Source organism: Kitasatospora sp. NPDC096147 (genome assembly GCF_044763225.1).
Taxonomy (GTDB): Bacteria; Actinomycetota; Actinomycetes; order Streptomycetales; family Streptomycetaceae; genus Kitasatospora.
Window position 1 is genome coordinate 834,287 of record NZ_JBIWFX010000001.1, and the last position, 16,353, is coordinate 850,639.

General features: G+C 74.1%; 19 protein-coding genes and 2 pseudogenes. 8 read left to right on the forward strand and 13 right to left on the reverse strand.

The window, feature by feature from the left end; translation table 11 throughout:
• Positions 1 to 4: 4 nt before the first annotated feature.
• The 5 genes from ACIRBX_RS03495 to ACIRBX_RS03515 form a co-directional block, all read right to left on the reverse strand.
• On the reverse strand, positions 5 to 1,003 hold the full coding sequence (locus ACIRBX_RS03495) for a chitinase (protein WP_402293473.1): 999 nt from the start codon (positions 1,001 to 1,003) through the stop codon (positions 5 to 7).
• A 348-nt stretch (positions 1,004 to 1,351) separates the two neighbouring features.
• Positions 1,352 to 1,717 (reverse strand): hypothetical protein, encoded by a 366-nt coding sequence (locus ACIRBX_RS03500; protein ID WP_402293474.1) that lies wholly within the window; start codon positions 1,715 to 1,717, stop codon positions 1,352 to 1,354.
• A gap of 118 nt (positions 1,718 to 1,835) precedes the next feature.
• Positions 1,836 to 2,288 (reverse strand): type II toxin-antitoxin system PemK/MazF family toxin, encoded by a 453-nt coding sequence (locus ACIRBX_RS03505; RefSeq protein ID WP_402293475.1) that lies wholly within the window; start codon positions 2,286 to 2,288, stop codon positions 1,836 to 1,838.
• Positions 2,289 to 2,415: 127 nt separating this feature from the next.
• Positions 2,416 to 3,393, reverse strand: a complete 978-nt coding sequence (locus tag ACIRBX_RS03510; RefSeq protein WP_402293476.1) for a ribokinase — start codon at positions 3,391 to 3,393, stop codon at positions 2,416 to 2,418.
• A 149-nt stretch (positions 3,394 to 3,542) separates the two neighbouring features.
• Positions 3,543 to 4,559 (reverse strand): methyltransferase, encoded by a 1,017-nt coding sequence (locus ACIRBX_RS03515; protein ID WP_402293477.1) that lies wholly within the window; start codon positions 4,557 to 4,559, stop codon positions 3,543 to 3,545.
• Between the two features lie 150 nt (positions 4,560 to 4,709).
• On the opposite strand from ACIRBX_RS03515, the gene ACIRBX_RS03520 reads away from it, so the two are divergent.
• Entirely contained in the window at positions 4,710 to 5,432 is a 723-nt protein-coding gene (locus tag ACIRBX_RS03520; RefSeq protein WP_402293478.1) for a siderophore-interacting protein, read from the forward strand.
• Positions 5,433 to 5,469: 37 nt separating this feature from the next.
• Here the strand turns inward: ACIRBX_RS03520 and ACIRBX_RS03525 are convergent, their stop codons facing one another.
• Positions 5,470 to 6,135: a hypothetical protein gene (locus ACIRBX_RS03525; protein WP_402293479.1), complete on the reverse strand. Its 666-nt coding sequence runs from the start codon at positions 6,133 to 6,135 to the stop codon at positions 5,470 to 5,472.
• 81 nt (positions 6,136 to 6,216) lie between these two features.
• Positions 6,217 to 7,347: a diiron oxygenase gene (locus ACIRBX_RS03530; RefSeq protein ID WP_402293480.1), complete on the reverse strand. Its 1,131-nt coding sequence runs from the start codon at positions 7,345 to 7,347 to the stop codon at positions 6,217 to 6,219.
• 359 nt (positions 7,348 to 7,706) lie between these two features.
• On the opposite strand from ACIRBX_RS03530, the gene ACIRBX_RS03535 reads away from it, so the two are divergent.
• The 3 genes from ACIRBX_RS03535 to ACIRBX_RS03545 all read left to right on the forward strand — a co-directional run bounded on the left by ACIRBX_RS03535 (position 7,707) and on the right by ACIRBX_RS03545 (position 9,789).
• Complete coding sequence (locus ACIRBX_RS03535) at positions 7,707 to 8,345, forward strand: HAD family hydrolase (RefSeq protein WP_402293481.1); 639 nt, start codon at positions 7,707 to 7,709, stop codon at positions 8,343 to 8,345.
• A gap of 210 nt (positions 8,346 to 8,555) precedes the next feature.
• The gene (locus tag ACIRBX_RS03540) at positions 8,556 to 9,269 is read left to right on the forward strand and encodes a chitinase (RefSeq protein WP_402293482.1); all 714 of its coding nucleotides are present in this window, start codon (positions 8,556 to 8,558) and stop codon (positions 9,267 to 9,269) included.
• Positions 9,270 to 9,435: 166 nt separating this feature from the next.
• The gene (locus tag ACIRBX_RS03545; protein WP_402293483.1) at positions 9,436 to 9,789 is read left to right on the forward strand and encodes a VOC family protein; all 354 of its coding nucleotides are present in this window, start codon (positions 9,436 to 9,438) and stop codon (positions 9,787 to 9,789) included.
• 22 nt (positions 9,790 to 9,811) lie between these two features.
• Here ACIRBX_RS03545 and ACIRBX_RS03550 read toward each other — a convergent pair whose 3' ends face one another.
• Entirely contained in the window at positions 9,812 to 10,486 is a 675-nt protein-coding gene (locus ACIRBX_RS03550) for a hypothetical protein (protein WP_402293484.1), read from the reverse strand.
• Positions 10,474 to 11,556, reverse strand: coding sequence for an ATP-binding protein (locus ACIRBX_RS03555; protein ID WP_402293485.1), 1,083 nt, complete (start codon positions 11,554 to 11,556; stop codon positions 10,474 to 10,476). The genes ACIRBX_RS03550 and ACIRBX_RS03555 overlap by 13 nt, the downstream gene beginning before the upstream one ends.
• A gap of 311 nt (positions 11,557 to 11,867) precedes the next feature.
• Between ACIRBX_RS03555 and ACIRBX_RS03560 the strand changes: the two genes are divergently transcribed.
• Positions 11,868 to 12,038, forward strand: a complete 171-nt coding sequence (locus ACIRBX_RS03560) for a hypothetical protein (protein ID WP_402293486.1) — start codon at positions 11,868 to 11,870, stop codon at positions 12,036 to 12,038.
• Positions 12,039 to 12,131: 93 nt separating this feature from the next.
• Here ACIRBX_RS03560 and ACIRBX_RS03565 read toward each other — a convergent pair.
• The 3 genes and pseudogenes from ACIRBX_RS03565 to ACIRBX_RS03575 form a co-directional block, all read right to left on the reverse strand.
• Positions 12,132 to 12,227: pseudogene (locus ACIRBX_RS03565) on the reverse strand (histone-like nucleoid-structuring protein Lsr2); the annotation flags it as partial.
• 123 nt (positions 12,228 to 12,350) lie between these two features.
• A pseudogene (locus tag ACIRBX_RS03570) lies at positions 12,351 to 12,782 on the reverse strand (SMI1/KNR4 family protein); the annotation flags it as partial.
• 48 nt (positions 12,783 to 12,830) lie between these two features.
• A complete protein-coding gene (locus tag ACIRBX_RS03575) occupies positions 12,831 to 13,724 on the reverse strand; it encodes an EamA family transporter (RefSeq protein ID WP_402293487.1) in 894 nt (297 codons plus the stop codon).
• A 304-nt stretch (positions 13,725 to 14,028) separates the two neighbouring features.
• Here ACIRBX_RS03575 and ACIRBX_RS03580 point away from each other — a divergent pair, with 304 nt between their 5' ends.
• Complete coding sequence (locus ACIRBX_RS03580) at positions 14,029 to 14,826, forward strand: hypothetical protein (protein WP_402293488.1); 798 nt, start codon at positions 14,029 to 14,031, stop codon at positions 14,824 to 14,826.
• 137 nt (positions 14,827 to 14,963) lie between these two features.
• Here ACIRBX_RS03580 and ACIRBX_RS03585 read toward each other — a convergent pair whose 3' ends face one another.
• Positions 14,964 to 15,197: a hypothetical protein gene (locus tag ACIRBX_RS03585; RefSeq protein ID WP_402293489.1), complete on the reverse strand. Its 234-nt coding sequence runs from the start codon at positions 15,195 to 15,197 to the stop codon at positions 14,964 to 14,966.
• A gap of 171 nt (positions 15,198 to 15,368) precedes the next feature.
• Between ACIRBX_RS03585 and ACIRBX_RS03590 the strand changes: the two genes are divergently transcribed.
• Positions 15,369 to 15,740, forward strand: coding sequence for a helix-turn-helix transcriptional regulator (locus ACIRBX_RS03590; RefSeq protein ID WP_402293890.1), 372 nt, complete (start codon positions 15,369 to 15,371; stop codon positions 15,738 to 15,740).
• A 49-nt stretch (positions 15,741 to 15,789) separates the two neighbouring features.
• Positions 15,790 to 16,203, forward strand: coding sequence for a VOC family protein (locus tag ACIRBX_RS03595; RefSeq protein WP_402293490.1), 414 nt, complete (start codon positions 15,790 to 15,792; stop codon positions 16,201 to 16,203).
• Positions 16,204 to 16,353 lie beyond the last annotated feature (150 nt).

Consider the following 16,353-nt stretch of genomic DNA (forward strand, 5'->3'; position numbering starts at 1 on the left):
CTCCTCAACCCTTGTACTGAACAACGATCTTGGTGAACGCGTACGGCGACTGCGCGATCCCGCTGCAGGCGTCGGCATCCGTCCCGGAGCCGCAGGCGCGGTCGCGGTTGACGGACCAGAAGGCGAAGCGCGCCAGGTGGTGCTGCTGCGCGTAGGCCAGGATGGTCTTGAAGTCGGCCAGGGTGACCGTCTCGCCCGGCTCGTCGGTGATCCCGTTCATCGAGGAGACCCCGATGTGCCGGTAGGCGGCGTCGTCGGTGTAGCCGTAGGCGCTCTTCACCGCCGCCTTCAGGCCCTCCAGGGCGCTGACGCTGGCCTGGCCCATGGTGCCGCTGTGGCCGCCGAAGTCGAACGGCATGATGATCCAGCCGTCGTTCGCCAGCCCCGCCGCCGCACCACGCTTGATCAGGTCCTTGCCGGTGGCGTCCGGTCCGCTCGGCGTGGTGCCCATGGTGACGTAGGTGACCAGGCTCGGGTTCTTGGTCTTCACGATCTTCAGGGCGTCGACCACCCGCTGACGGACCGTCGCGTTGGAGAACTCGGTGTCCTCGATGTCGATGTCGAAGGCCTTCAACCCGTAGGCGTCGATGACCTTCTGGTACGCGCCGGCCAGGGCGGACGCACTGGTGCACTTCTCGCCCAGCTTGTTGCCGCTCCAGCCGCCGACCGAGACCACCACGTCGCCCCCGGCCGCTCGGATCGACTTGATCGCCGCCTCGTCGGAGCCGCCCTTGAGCGCCCGGCTGCCGTCCCACTTCGGGTTGCACCCGCCGTCCGAGAGGATGAACGCGAGGGTGAACCACTTCGCGCCCGTCGCCGCCATCACGTCGGTCGGCTTCTGCGGACTGCCCCAGCCCAGGTACTCGTACGGGGCGGCGGCCATCCCGGGCACGGCGGCGGCCACCGAGGGGGTGGTGGTCGCGGTCGCGGCGGTCGGGAGCAGCAGCGGGGCGGCGAGCGCCAGCGCGGCGGCAGCCGTCCGGGCAGGTTTGATTCGTTGCACGTCTACTCGATTCTCTGATCGCAGGGGGAGGCAGAGCGTGCGGACACAGGTGGCCACCGGCGACGCGGAGTTCAGGATCCCGAGCTGACATCGGGCAGTCAAGGGTCTTAGTTAGGAAACTTTCCCATCAGTTCTGGGGCCCGGCAAGCCGGGACCGACTGCGCGGGGCGGGCCTGACGCACCGTCACGGGGGCTTCCACCTGCGGAAAGGGCGCGCCGGACCCGTGGCACCCAGCCGTCCGCGCGTGAGGCGGCCCCCGGCACGGTCGTGCCGGGGGCCGGAGGGATCGGGGGCGAGGGTTCGGAGGCAGCGCCGTCAGGCCGGGGCCGCCGCGAGGGTGTGGTGGTTCAGAGCGCGGTCAGGACGTGCGCGGGGGCGGCGTCCAGGACGAGGCCGCTGTGGAAGCGGACCCGGGCGGTGAGCTGGGGGCCCGCCTGCTGATGGGCCGTGAAGATCGGCTCCAGTTCGGCGAGTTCGTCGGTGAGGCGGTCCCGGCTGGCCTCCGGCATGGTGTGGCCGTAGTCGTCGTGGAGGTCCTTGAGGCGACGGTACTCCCGGACCTCCAGGGGCTCGGGGAGCTCGTCGACCCGTTCCACGGTGCCCTCGGCGCCGGCGCCGATCGACAGGAACCCGACCACGGCCTCGCCGGCCACCGCCTCACCGATGCCGAGATCCGCCGCCAGCCGTACCCGCTGCCCCGCCGTCAGGCCCATCCGTCGCTCCCGCTCGCCACCTGCCCGGCACCGCCCGCGGGCCCCGTGACCTGGCCATTATCCGGCACTGACACAGGCACTGACACAGGCGCGGGCGCGGGCGCCGACCGACGGCGGCTCAGCTCCAGCGGTAGCGGCGGCGCAGCGCGTGCACCACCAGGTCGAACCGGGCCCGGTCCAGTGCGCACGCCTCCCGCCGCATGCCCGCGTCGTGCAGGCGCAGCACCCGGTCGAGCGCCACCCAGGAGTCCCGTCCGGAGCGGTCCCACGGTCCGGCGCCGATCGGCACCCAGTCGGCGTCGTGGTCATGGCCCTTGCTGGAGAGCATCACCGCCAGCAGCGAGCCCCCGGCCTCCCGGGCCACCACCAGCACCGGCCGGTCCTTGCCCCGGCCGTCGTTCTCCTCGTACGGCACCCAGGTCCAGACGATCTCGCCGGGGTCCGGATCTCCGTCGTGGTCGGGGGCGTACTCCGTCCGCACCCGGCCCACCCGGCCGGCCTCGACCTCCACGGTGGCGGACGGGCCGTAGCGGCCCGGGGTGTGCTGGTCCCGCTCGATCGCCTCGGCCATGCCCCGCAGGCTAGCCAGCCGCCCCGGCACCGATCAAGCCACCGGCGCGTCCGGCACCGCCCGGCCGGCGACGGAGAGCCCCGACCCCGTCCGCCGGTCGGCCCGCCCATCCGCACCCGACCGGCCGTCAGGAAGCCGTCCCGGTAGCGCCGTCCGCACCCTCCGCGCCGCCCTGCCGGGCCAACAAGGCGTCCACCTCGGCCCCCGTGGGCAGCGCGGCCCGGGCTCCCCGGCCGGTGGTGGCGAGCGCCCCGGCGGCGCAGGCCCGGCGGACCGCCGCGCCGAGTGGAGTGGTGCCGTCGGCCCGGGCCACTGCGAGGGCCGCGCAGAACGCGTCCCCGGCCCCGACCGCGTCCACCGCCGCCACCGCGAAGGCCGGGACGTGGACGTCACCGGAGCCGTCCGGGCCGGTGTGCACGGCACCCCGGGAGCCGAGCGTCACCACCACCTCCGAAGGCCCGAACCGCCCGAGCGCGGAGGGGAGTTCGAGGACGGGCAGATCACCCGGCGGACCGATCAGGCCGGCGGCCTCCACCTCGTTCACCACCAGCACGTCGGCAGCGGCGATCAGCTCCCGCAGCTCCGCGCCGATCGTCGCCGGCAGCGGGGCCGCGTTCAGCACCACCAGCACTCCGGCCGCCCGGGCCAGCCGGGCGGCGGCCAGGCAGGTGGCCACCGGTACCTCCAGCTGGAGCAGCAGCGCGTCGGCGGTCACCAGCCGCCCCGAGTGGTCGTCCAGGACCGCCGGGTCCAGCGCGGCGTTGGCGCCCGGGGAGACGGTGATGGTGTTGTCCCCGTCCGGGCCGATCACGATCAGCGCCGTGCCGGTCGCCACGCCCGCCGTGCCCACCCCCGCCACCTCCACCCCGGCCTCGGCCAGCTCCGCCCGGAGCCGGTGGCCGAACTCGTCGTCGCCGACCCGGGCGATCAACGCGCTCCGCGCCCCGAGCCGCCGGACGGCCACCGCCTGGTTGGCGCCCTTGCCACCGCCGCCCTGCTCCAACTCGCCGCCCGGGACCGTCTCCCCGGGCCGGGGCAGGTGCGGCACCCGGACCGCCAGATCCATGTTCACGCTGCCCACCACCACGACCTGCGGTCCGGTCATTCCACACTCCCCGAGAGGTCCTCCGGCCGGGCCACCCGACCGGTGTCCGACGACGGTCCGAGCACCCCGGACGACCTGGACGACCCGGGCAGCCGAACGATCACCGACGGCCGTCTCCCATCCTGCCCCGCCGGCGGCAGCACCACCGCTCACGGCACCCGGGTCGCCTCGATCACGCAGGCCGGGCCACCGGCCTCCCTGATCCGGTCGAGCCGGAAGCCGCCGGCGGCCAGCAGTGCCCGCCACTCCTCGGCCGCGCGCTCACGCCCCGTCAGCATGCCGAGCATGGTGAGGTCCAACAAGGCGGCCACCTCGGGGGATTCGCCCCGGTCGAGCACCGTCTCCACCAGGACCAGCCGGGCGTGCGGCACGGCGGCGGCCCGGTGCATCCGCCGCAGGATCCCGGTGGCCCGCTCGTCGGACCAGTCGTGCAGCACGAAGCAGGCCAGGTAGCAGTCGGCCGGCGGCATCTCGGCGAAGAAGTCACCGCCGACGGCGGTGATCCGGTCGTCCACCCCGTGCGCCCGCAGCACCGGTGGCGCCGCCGCCACCACGTGCGGCAGGTCGAGGACGGTGCCGCGCAGCCCCGGGTGGCGCCGCGCCAACGCCGCCAGCACCGCACCGTCCGCGCCGCCGACGTCCACCACCGTCCGGACGCCCTCCAACTCCACTGCGGCAAAGGCGTCCTGACGGATCGCCCGGGCGAAGTCACCCATCGCGCCGCTGAAGGTGGCCGCCCGTTCGCGGTCCCGGGCCAGCCACTCGAAGAGCGGCATCCCGAAGTGGTGGTCGATGGCCGGCTCACCGGTGGTGGCGGTGTGCCAGAGCTCGCCGAACGGCGGGTAGTGGGTCTCCATCCAGGTCAGCGCGATGTTGCGGAGCGACTCCGGCCCGTCGGTGAGCAGTGTCCGGCCGAGCGGCCCGAGGGCGACCAGATCGGTGGGCCGGTCGAAGGCGAAAACGCCCTCACCGGCCAGCACGTGGACGATCCGGGCCAGTGCATCGGGGCGCAGCCCGGTGGCCCGGGCGAGCTCCGCCACCGGGACCTCGCCGTCGACCAACCGATCGGCCACCCCGGCCCGGGCCACCACGTAGAGCGCCTGCGAGATCTGGTAGCCGCCGAGCAGCCGAAGCATGGCGAGGGCAGGGGTGGCGGCGGTCTGCATGGGGCGACGCTAACCGGCCGACCGCCCGTCGGACCGTGGACGCACCACGGGACGCGGCCTCCGGACCCGGACGGACCAATCCGCCTCTAGTTAGGTTAGGCTAACCGAACTTCAACTGGCGCATCGACGAACGGGAAGCGGGGCACACCCATGGGCCACGGTTGGGAAGGCGTCGTCCTCAAGCTGCTGCGCGGCCGGGACTTCACGTTCACGGTGACCGGCGCGGAGCAGGTCACCGAGCGCTGCCGCCGCATCCGGCTCACCGACGGCGGCATGCTCGCCGCCACCGGCATCCACCCCACCATGTGGGTCCGCCTCTGGTTCGACCACACCGGGCGCCCGCACCAGCGCGCCTACACCCTGGTCGACCCGGACCCGGTGGCCGGCACCTTCGACCTCGAATTCGCCCTGCACGACGGCCCGGCCAGCGACTGGGCCCGCGCCGCCACGCCCGGCGACACCATCCAGGCCACCGTCCAGGGCTCCGCCTTCACGCTGCCGGACCCGGCGCCCCGCCACCTCTTCCTGGTCGGCGACAGCGCCTCGGTGCCCGCGCTCAACTCGCTGCTCACCGCACTGCCGGACACCCCGGCCACCATCTGGCTGGAGACCCAGCACCCGTCCGACCACCAACTGCCGCTGCGCACCCGGCCGAACCGCCACGAGGTGCGGCACGTCCCGCGCGAATCCGGCGGCGCCGCTCTCACCGCCGAACTCCGCAGCACGCTCCCGGACCTGATCGGCGATCCGGCCGACGCGTACCTGTGGATCGCCTGCGACACCGGTACCACCCGCACCCTGGCCCAGTTCGCCCGCAAGGAGCTGGCCCTGCCCAAGCCCCGGGTGCACGCCCTCGGCTACTGGCGCCCCTGACCTCAGCCGCCCCGTGAGCGTGCCCCCGGGGGGAGGCTCAGCCGGCCGGCGCCCAGCCGAACCCCGCCGCCAACTCCTCGGCCAGCGCGGCCGGTCCGACGCTTCCGTCCACCGTCCGCACGGTCAGGCCGGCCCGCGCGGCCCGCAGCCGCACCTGCTCGTCCCAGAGCAGGTCCCGCTCCAACCGACGGGCCAGCATCTCCGCCGGGTCGTGGTCGCCCCAGTTGGCCCGGGCCCGGGCCGGGTCCGCGTAGCGGGCCCGCAGCGCCGCCTCCCGGAAGGCGGGGGTCGGCACCAGACAGACGGCCTGCGCCGGGTCCGCCAGCAGCGGAGCCAGCCCGTCCGGCAGCAGGCCGAACCAGTCGACCAGCAGCGGCCCGCCGCCCGCCACCCGCTCCAGCAGGTCGGCGACCAGGAAGCCCGTCATCTCCCCGTGCAGGCTCGGCATCGCCGCCAGCACCTCCGCCGCCGTCCGGCCCGCCCAGAACTCCCCCGGCGCCAGCCCCTGCTGGGCGGTCAACCTCGGCTGCCGCACCGGATCGGCCCGCCGCGCCCAGGAGCCCTCCGCCCGGTCGCCGTCGAACACCGCCACGCCGTAGCGCGCGGCCAACTCCCGGGCCACGGTGCTCTTCCCAGCCCCTGTCCCGCCCACGATCCACCGCACCCGCCGGAGCGCGGCCACGGTCTCCCCGGTGATCTCCATGCCACCATGCTCGCAAAACGCGCCCCGTGGTGGCCACCGCCGGTCGGCAGCGGCCACCACGGGGCGCGGCTCACCGGCGGCTCACTCCACGAAGCCGTAGACCGCCAACTGGTCGACGGCCTCCGGGATCGCGAACGCCCCGGCCGACTCGAAGTACCGTCTGGTCATCCGGGAGGTGGCCCGGGAGTGCGCGCCCACCACCTCCGGGCTGTACACCTCGGCGGCCACCTGCTCGGCCTCGTCGCGGGAGAGACCGTAGGTGGCGAGCTCACCCTTCAGCGCATCCAGGTCGGGACGGAGGAAGGCGTCCATCAGCCGGGGCACCAACACCCCGATCCGGCGGCGCTCCTGACGGTCCGACTGCGCCCAGAGGTGGCGCAGCAGCGTGGCGAAGTACGCGTGGTGGCGCCCCTCGTCGGTGGCGTGGTCCCGGATCGCCTCCCGGACGGCCGGCACCACCTCGTCGGTGTCCGGGAGTTCGGCCAGGCTGGCGGAGATCAGCGTCTCCGACACGATCACGAACAGCAGCTCTGCCAACTGCTTGTCGGAGGAGGGGAGTTCCTCCAGGATCTGCTGGAGCCTGCGCAGGAAGAACGGCTCCGCCGGCAGTACCGGGGCCACTCCCGTCCGACCCTTCACCTGGCGCTGGAGGTCGACCGAGAAGAGCGCGTGGTAGGCCTCGTCGCAGTACATCTTCAGCGCGTCGAAGCGCATCTCCTCCGGTAACCGCAGGCCGACCGTGCCGTGCGCCAGGCCCAGCACGGTGCGGTTCACCACCAGGTACTCCAGCTGGGCGGTGAAGTCCAGGTAGCGGTACAGGTGCTGGATCAGCAGCTCGCCGAAGACCCGCTCCGGCAGGGCCTTCACCAGCGGGTGCCCGGCGACGGGCACCAGGTCCGGCGAGAAGAACTTCAGCGCGGCATCCGCCTCGCTGACCATCCGGCGCGGCGCCCGCCGCACGCTGGCCCGCTCGTACCAGCCCCGGAACGGACTCCGGTACCCCGGGTCCTCCACCTCCTCCTTCACCTCCTCCGATCCGGCCGGGCCCGCCTCGGCGAGCTCCGTACCGGCCACCTCGGGCTCCACCTGCTCCGCCCGCTCCGCGCCGACCTCCCCGGAGGCGGGCCGCTGCACCCGGCCACCGGTGAGCAGTGCCTTGGGGCAGTACGTGAGGGCCGCACAGCCCACGAACATTCCGACGGTGCCACACATAGCTGTTCCTCCTCGGAGCTCCGACCGACCCCGTACATGCGGACCACCCTGACGGACCGTCAGGCACCTTGAGAAGCGCCGAAGTCACCTGTCTGACCCACCCGCGCAACACGCCACCACCGGCCCACTGCCCGGTGCTCCGCGTCCGCACCATCACCACTGCGGCGCCGACATGCTCCTTTCGGTACGTGAACGCCCGAACCAGACCGTCCATCCCGTTTTGCCCCCCGGGTCGGCGGTCGGCACATCCGCGTGGATTACGTCACTTCCTCCCACCGCGCCGGTGGCCCGCGCCGGAGCGGTCTGGACCACCGCCGACCCTGCTACCCCGCAAGCCCGCACCGTGGTATCCAGATGCGATGACGCCCGCCCCGCAGCCACCTCTCGCGCCCGCGCCCTTCGATGCCGTCCTCTGCGACTTCGACGGCGTCATCCGCCACTTCGACCAGTCCGCCGTCGCCGTCCTCGAACGGTCGGCGGGTCTGGCCGAGGGCAGCACCTACGCCGCCGCCTTCGCCCCGGAGCACGCGCAGCCACTGATCCTCGGCCGGCTCACCCGGGCGGAGTGGACCGACCGCATCGCCGTCAGCCTCACCGTCCACACCCCCGGGCCCACCGCCCGCGCTCTCGCCGCCGCCTTCACCACCACCCCCGTGCACGCCGATCCGGACGTGGTCGCCCTGCTCCGCGAGGTCCGCCGTCGGGTCCCGCTCGTCCTGGTCACCAACGGCACCCCCTGGACCGACCAGGGCCTGACCGACCTCGCCCTCACCGACCTCGCCCACCACGTGGTCAACAGCGCCCGCCTCGGCATCGCCAAGCCCGACCCCGGCATCTACCACCACGCCGCCACCCTGGTCGGCGCCGCCCCCGATCGCTGCCTGTTCATCGACGACAGCCCCAAGAACGTCACCGCCGCCACCGCCCTCGGCATGACGGCCCACCACTACCGCACCCCGGCCGGCCTGGCCACCGCCCTGGCCCCGCTCCTCGGCTGACGCCCGGTCACCCGCCCGGCCCCGGGGTACCGCCGGGTCGGGCGGACACGCACCACCCCGGGGACTGAATGCCCGTCAGCGGATTGACCGGACGCCAGGCCCCCGGGTGGTTTGCGGACGCGTACGACCGGATTCCCGTTACCCGGCAGTGATGATGATCTCCGGCGCTTCGCCCCCGAAGCTTTCCGCAGCTCTCCCCTCCGAGGAACGATGAAGCTCTCCCGTGCGCTGTCCACGGCCGTCTCGGCCGCCGTCCTGAGCACCCTCGCCGTGGCCGTCCAGCCCGCACCGTCCGCCGTGGCCGCGTCCTTCGTGGTCAGCGAGGCGCAGTTCGACAGGATGTTCCCGAGCCGGAACGCCTTCTACACCTACAAGGGCCTCACCGACGCGCTCGGCGCCTATCCCAGGTTCGCCGCCAGCGGCAGCGACGCGGTCCGCCGCCGGGAGGCCGCCGCCTTCCTGGCCAACGTCAGCCACGAGACCGGCGGCCTGAAGTTCGTGGTCGAGCAGAACACCGCCAACTACCCGCACTACTGCGACACTTCGCAGCCGTACGGCTGTCCGGCCGGCAAGTCCGCCTACTACGGCCGGGGCCCGCTCCAGCTCAGCTGGAACTACAACTACAAGGCGGCCGGCGACGCCCTCGGCATCGACCTGCTGCGCGACCCGTACCAGGTCGAGAAGAACCCGGCCACCGCCTGGAAGACCGGCCTCTGGTTCTGGAACACCCAGAGCGGTGCCGGCCGGATGACCCCGCACGACGCCATCGTCAACAACAAGGGCTTCGGCGAGACCATCCGCTCCATCAACGGCGCCCTGGAGTGCGACGGCAGGAACCCGGAGCAGCGCGACTCCCGGATCGCGCTGTTCAAGAAGTTCGTCGGCATCCTCGGCACCGACGCGGGCGGCAACCTCTCCTGCTGACGGCCGCTCAGCCGGGGCTCCGGGCGCGGGCCACCACCTCCGGGACGGCCCGCGCCTCGACGTCCCCGACGAGCGGGGATCACGATCCACGATCGGACGCATCGCCCCCACTCGCCGGTGCGCCGCTGCCCACCGCCGGGTGGGGACGGCTGGCAGGATGGCCGCCATGGAACGTGTGCTTGGCATCGGCGGGTACTTCCTGCGCGCCACCGACCCCGTAGCCCTCAGCGCCTGGTACCGCGACTGCCTGGGCCTGGACACCGACGAGCACGGCCTCTGGCAGCAGCCGGCCGGGCCGACCGTCTTCGCCGCCTTCGAGGCCGGCACCGACTACTTCGGCTCCCCCGCCCAGCAGACCATGCTGAACTTCCGGGTCCGCGACCTGGCCGCGATGCTCGCCCAGCTGCGCGCCAAGGGCGCGGCCGTCGCCGAGGAGACCCAGGCGATGGACGGCGTGGGCGAGTTCGGCTGGGTCACCGACCCGGAGGGCAACCGCATCGAGCTCTGGCAGCCGGCCTGACCCGGGTCGTCCGCAGGCCGCCTCAGGACGCCTCGCCCCGCCCCGTCGGGTCCTCCCGGTCACTGTCGAGCAGCTGCCCCCTCGCCCAGTCCCGGTAGGACCCGGCACCCTCCCAACTGACTCCGGCCTCACGGTACTTGGCCCGGACGTTGGCCAGGTGGGTCGCCACCGTGCTGCGCTTGATGCCGCCCAGCCGCCGGCCGACGGCCTCCTGGAGCTGCCCGTCTCCGATCAGCCGCAGGACCACCTTCTCGGTCTCGGTCAGCCGGGGCCGCCTGGTCCGGTCGTCCTGGGCGAGCCAGAAGGCGTGCTCCGGGGTGGTCGGCAGCTCGCCCCGGTCCAGCGCCCGGACCAGCTCGACCAGTTCGCCGAAGCTGTGGGCCCGGCTGGTGAGGTAGGCACTGGCGCCCGCCTCCGTGGTCTCGATGATCCACTCCTTGTTCGGGACCACGGTGACGATCACCACCCGGTGCCCCGCCCGCACGAGTGCCCGGACGTTGTCGGCCGGCCGGGTGCCGTTCCCCAGGCTCAGGTCCAGGGTGACGATCCCCGGCGCCGGGCCTGCCGCCAGGTAGTCGGCCACCGAACCGGCCGTCAGGGCGACCCGCACCTCGCTGTGGGCCGCGAACCACAGGGGTGCGCTCTCCCGGACCATCAGGTTGTCGTCGATCATTCCGATGGAGATCAGGCGGTCCACGTCAGCTCCACGGTGGTTCCCTCGCCGGGGGTGCTGATGACGGCGGTCTCGCCGCCGAGCGCCACGATCCGGTTGATCGACAGGGTGGTGCCGAGCCCCGGGCGGGTGCGGTCGGGGTCGAAGCCGACACCCCGGTCGATCACCGCCACCCGGACACCGCCGTCCTCGGTCCCGGCGGCGGTCAGCCAGACCACGTCCACCTCGGCGTACTTGGCGGCGTTGTTCAGCGCTTCGCGCGCCCCCTTGGTCAGCGCGTCCACCACCTCGGCCGGCAGGTCCGGTGGGAGCACGCCGATCCTCGACTCCACTCCCCGCTCCAGCAGTTCCTGGGCGGAGTGGTCCCGGATCATCCGGGCCAGCGCGGTGGCGAGCTCGGCCCGGCCGCCATCCTGGCGGCTGGTGGTCAGCACCCGGAGGTAGTCGGCGTCCCGCTGGGCCAGCCGACGGTTCTGCTCGGCCGGGTACCGGCCGGACGCGATCGCGTCCAGGGTCACCTGCACGGAGTCGTGGAACTCGAGGGCCTGCTCGGCGCGTTCGTCCGCGCGCGCCGCCCGCTCCCTGGACTCGATCGCGTCGGCCGACGCGACGTCGGCGGCCTGCGAGGCGTCCAGCAGGAAGCGGCCGACGAATCCGGCCACGGCCGCGAAGACGGCCATCATCGTGGCGTTCGAGACCAGTTCCTGACCGTTCGGCGTCCCCAGCGCGGGCCACGCCCCCACCAACCAGCAGCCGACCACCGCAGCGACGGCGGCACCCCGGCGGCGGCCGCCGTAGATCGCCGCCGTGACGGTGACCCCGCACAGCGGCGGGATCACCCAGTTGCCGATCGAGGCCGCGTCGGCCGCCGGGTAGCACCGGCTCACCACCACCGCGCACAGGCAGCCGAGCACGACGTCGGCGGCGATCCAGCGCGGCGCCAGCACCCGGCGCCGCAGCCCCACCCGGAACATCGCCGTGGCGAACAGCACCGCCACCAGGTAGGCGCCCACGATGACCCCGGCATTGCGCTGCGGGAAGTCCTGCCGGGCCAACACCGGCACCCAGAGCAGGAACTGAGCGAGCCTCAGCACCGCTAGCGACCGAACGAGCATCTCGTGCGTCCGTTCTACTGCGCTCCTCGTCGGAGCGGTCGGTGAACTCATGCGCCCACCGTCGCACGGGCGCGGATCCACCGGCATCCCCTCCGTGTCCACCGTCCGCCGTCCATGGACGCCCGGCGATGGCCCGGCCGTGGATACCCCCGGCGGGCGGCCGTCCGTAGCGTCGGGGCCACGGCACCGACCGTGCCGCCCCGCCCCCGGCCCAGAACGGAGCAGCACTCATGGCCCCCACCGCCCCACCCCCCACCACCTCCGGAGGTGAGAGCCGCACGATCCAGGTCATGGCTCTCGTCATCGCCGTGCTCTGCGGTCTCGTCGCCGCCCTGACGGCCCTGATCGTCAGCCGCCACCTCGGAGCGTCCGCCCTCCAGTCCCTCGCGTACGCGGGCGGCTCGTTCCTGGCCGGCACGGCGTTCGCCAGCGCGGTGCAGGAGAAGCTGGGCCTGTTCTGAGCGCGGTCGCAGGCGGCCCCGGCCCGGAGAGCGTCATCTCCGCGCCGGGGCCGCCTCGTTCGTGCCTCCCGCCGTGCGGACCTCGGAGGCCCGCTACGCGTTGTGCGCCGCGTACGCCTCCCGGATGACCGACGGGACGCGGCCCCGGTCGTTGACCTCGAAGCCGTTGGCCCGGGCCCAGCGCCGGAGCGGGTCCGTCTCGGCCGCGAGGTCGGGCCGGCGCACGCCGCCGAGCAGGTCGGCCGCCTCCTCGAAGACCTCGGCCAGCGAACCTGCCTGCCCCTCCTCGGCGGCGGAGCCCTCGGACCATGAACCGACGGCACCCGTCCGCGCGTCCACGAAGCGGCCGTAGTGGCACTCCGCCTCGGCCGCGAACGGCACCCACTCCCGGCGCCAGAACGGGAATGCGGGGTCCGGACGCGCCTGTGCCTCCAGCCCCCGCATCAGGTGGTACGTCCGCTCGATGCCCGCCAGCCCGAGCAGCGGGCCGCCCGCCGTCAGGGCCTCCTCCGACGCCGGCCCGATCGGCAGGCCGTGGCCGAGATCGCTGATCAGCAGCCACTCCCGTACCTGGCGCGGAAGTTCGACCCCCATCCGCTGCTCGGCCGCCCGGATCGCCTCCGGCGCGGCCGGGCGGCCGAGGGCGGCGAAGGCCCCGGGGTCGTGCTGCGCCAGCCGGGCGGCGACCCGCCCCCACGCGTCTCGGAGCCGGTCGTCCCCGCCGGTCGGTCGCTGATCGTCCATGACCGCACCCTAAGCGGCGGCTCCGACCCGCGCGGGCGGGCCGGTCCCTCACTCCTGCCAGCGCGTCAGCCCCACGATCGCGGCGAGCAGCAGGGCCGCGCCCACCAGCGCGGGCCGGCCGAACGGCTCCCCGAAGCAGACCACGCCGATCAGCGCGGCGGCGGCCGGTTCCAGCAGCACCAGGACCGCGGCGGTCGCACCCGGGACGGTGGCCAGGCCCGCGAAGTACCAGCGGTAGGCGAGCAGGGTGGGGACGGTGCCGAGGAAGAGCAGAGCGGCGGCCGTCGGCAGCGGATGCTGCCCGGACGGCAGCAGTCGGCCCTCCGTCAGCAGCGCCAGCGGGAGCAGGACCGCCAGCCCGGTGCCGAACGCCCCGGCCGAGGCCCGGGCGGTGCCGCCGCCCCGGGCCCAGAGGGTGAGGCCGCTCTGGGCGGCACCGGCCAGCAGGGCGAGCCCGGTGCCCAGCAGCGGGCGCGGTCCGGCCGCCGGAGCCGCTGTCAGCAGGGCCAGCCCGGCCAGCGCCAGGCCGTTGGCGGCCAGCGCGCGGGTGGTGAGGCGCTCGCCGAGCAGCAGGTGGGCGCCGAGGCTGGTGAGCACCGGGCCGGCGCCGATGGTGATCAGGGTGGCCAGGCCGAGCCCGGCGTACCGGACCGCACCGAAGTAGGCGCACTGACCCACCGTCAGCCCGATCCCGGTCAGCAGGGCAGCGGCCCGACCACCGCCGGCCGCACTCGGCCGGGCGGCTGGCAGCAGCACCAGGCAGCCGGCCGCGACGGCGAACCGCCAGGCGCAGACGGCGACCGGGCCGAGGCCGGCGCCGCCCATCAGCACGGCGGCGACGGCCCCGCCGACGCCCCAGGCGAGGGCGGCGGCGGAGATGGCGAGCACGCCGTGCCGGAACGGCGCGGCGGCACGGGAGCGGGCAGGGGTATGGACGGTCATGGCGTTCGTACTCCACGGAAGGGGTGCCGGGCCCGTGGCCCGGCCGGATCGGGTGTCCACTCCGCGCGGGCGCCACTCACCGGCCCGACGGCTGCTGCGAGAGCCGTCCGGCACCTGTCAGGGAGTCAGCCGCCCGCTAGCGGGCGGGCGGCGGCAGGATCCGGGAACGCATGGCGCCCACTCTAGGCCCTGCCGATCCGACCCCACCCCGTCCTCGCCACCGCGTCCCTCCACCACCGGGCCCGGCCACCAGGCATCGGCCGTCGGCGCCCCGCTGTCACCGGCCGGTGCCAGACTCCGGGACATGTCGCTCACCGACCTGACCTTCGACGAGTGGCGGGCCTTCGACCTGCCGACCGCACTGCGCACCGCCCGCGAGGCCGCCGCCCTGACGAACGGTCACCTGGTCTCGGTGGAGACCGTCGAGCACCTCGGCCGGCCGTTCCACCGGGCCCTGATCGAGCGGGCCGGGCAGGGCTTCGCCCTGGTCCCGGGCGGCCCGGTGACCCTCGGCCTGGACCTCGGCGGCTGGCAGCCGGCCCCCGGCCAGGAGGAGGACTACCGGCGGAGCGCGGACCAGGGCTTCGGCCGGGCCGACGACCTCCGGGGCCACCTCGCCCAGGCGCTCAGCCCGTACCGGACGACGACCGTGCCGACCCTGCTGGTGGCCGTCCGGGACGAGGAGTACAGGGAGCAGCCCGAGGACGCCGTCACCGCCCTGACCACCCGCGGCCTTCGGCTGCCCACTCCCGACGAGTGGGAGCACGCCTGCGGCGCCGGCGCCCGCACACTCTTCCGCTGGGGCGACACCTGCCCGCTCGACCGCATCCCGTACCACTCCCCCGACGGCCCCCAGCACGCCCCCAACGCCTTCGGCCTGCGGATCGCCCACGACACCTACACCACCGAACTGGTCGCCGACCCGACCGCCGTCTACGGCGGCGACGGCGGTGAATCCGCCTGCGGCGGCTACGGCACCCTGCTCGGCTGGCTGCCCCTCGCCACCTCCCACCACAACCCCGACTACGCGGCCTGGCTGCACGATCCGGACGGCGACGCCGTCCTGGACGACACCACGATCCGGCCGGTCCTCGAACTCTGACCCGGCGGGCCGTGCCGGAGGCCCGGCCGTGGTGGCTGGCGTCCTGATGGGGCGGCTCCAAACCGCTCTGGTACGACGACCCCGTCCGTCACCCGCCGCCGCGGCCCGCCGCGGGCGCAGGCGCGGGGAGCCTCCGGTCAGGCGGGGCCGGGGTCCTGACGTGCCGTCGACTTCCGGGTCCGGATGCCGGTGACGACCAGGAGCAGCCCGGCGGCGAGGACGGCGAGGTTGGCGGCCGAGGGGAGGTCCACGACCTTGTGCAGCCAGCCCCACTCGGTGCCGAAGAAGGTCAGGGAGACGAAGCCGATGAGGCCCTGGGCCCCGATCACGTAGCCGATGCTCTCGACGATGTACCCGATGGTGATCCGCATGCTCCGAGCCTCTCGTGCCGGCGGCGGGCGTTCGTCCTCCGCACGGCCGAGAGCCGGGTACACCGAAGGATGCAGCGGTCCGGCCGCTCCCCGGAGAGCGGTCGGCTGTGGGATGGTGATCATGTGAGCACCTTGGAGGACCTGGCCCGCCTGCGGCGGGCCCGCGATCAGATGGACCGTGACTACGCCCAGCCGCTCGACGTGCCCGCGCTGGCCCGGACGGCGCTGATGTCGGCGGGGCACTTCTCCCGGAGCTTCCGGGCCGCCTTCGGCGAGACGCCGTACAGCTACCTGATGACCCGTCGGATCGAGCGGGCCAAGGCGCTGCTGCGGCGCGGCGAGCTGAGCGTGACGGAGGTCTGCTTCGAGGTGGGGTGTACCTCGCTCGGCTCGTTCAGCTCGCGCTTCACCGAGCTGGTCGGCGAGAGTCCGAGCGCCTACCGGGCGCGCGAGCACGTGGACGAGTCGGCCATCCCCTCCTACATCGCCAAGATGTACCTGCGGCCGGTGCGGACGCCGCCCGCCGAGAAGCCCCCGGAGTGATCAGGAACGGAGAAGCGCGCCGGGGCCACCCGCCCGTAGCGTGGTGCCCATGGACATCACGCTCTCCCAGACCTTCATCGCCGTCGACGACCACGACCAGGCGATCGCCTTCTACCGGGACGCCCTCGGCTTCGAGGTGCGCAACGACGTCTCCTTCGAGGGGATGCGCTGGGTGACGGTCGGCTCGCCGTCCCAGCCCGACGTCTCGATCGTGCTGGAGCCCCCGTTGGCCGACCCGAACGCCTCGGCGGCCGACCGCGAGACGATGGCCGAGGTGCTCGCCAAGGGCCTGCTCCGCGGCGCCATCTTCGCCACCGACGACGTCGACGCCACCTTCGAGCGGATCCGGGCCACCGGCGCCGAGGTGCTCCAGGAGCCGGTGGACCAGCCGTACGGGGTGCGCGACTGCGCGTTCCGCGACCCGGCCGGCAACGCGCTCCGTTTCAACCAGCCGAAGCGGTAGCCGGCCGGGGAAGGCAACCGGCCGGGGAAGCGGCCGACGGCCGGGGGGGGGGGGCCCCGGGGGGGGGGGGCGGCCCCCCCCCGGGGGCGAAGATTTGGGGGGCCCGCCGCCCCAAACCCCGGGGTGGAGGGCGCCCACCCCCCCAACCCA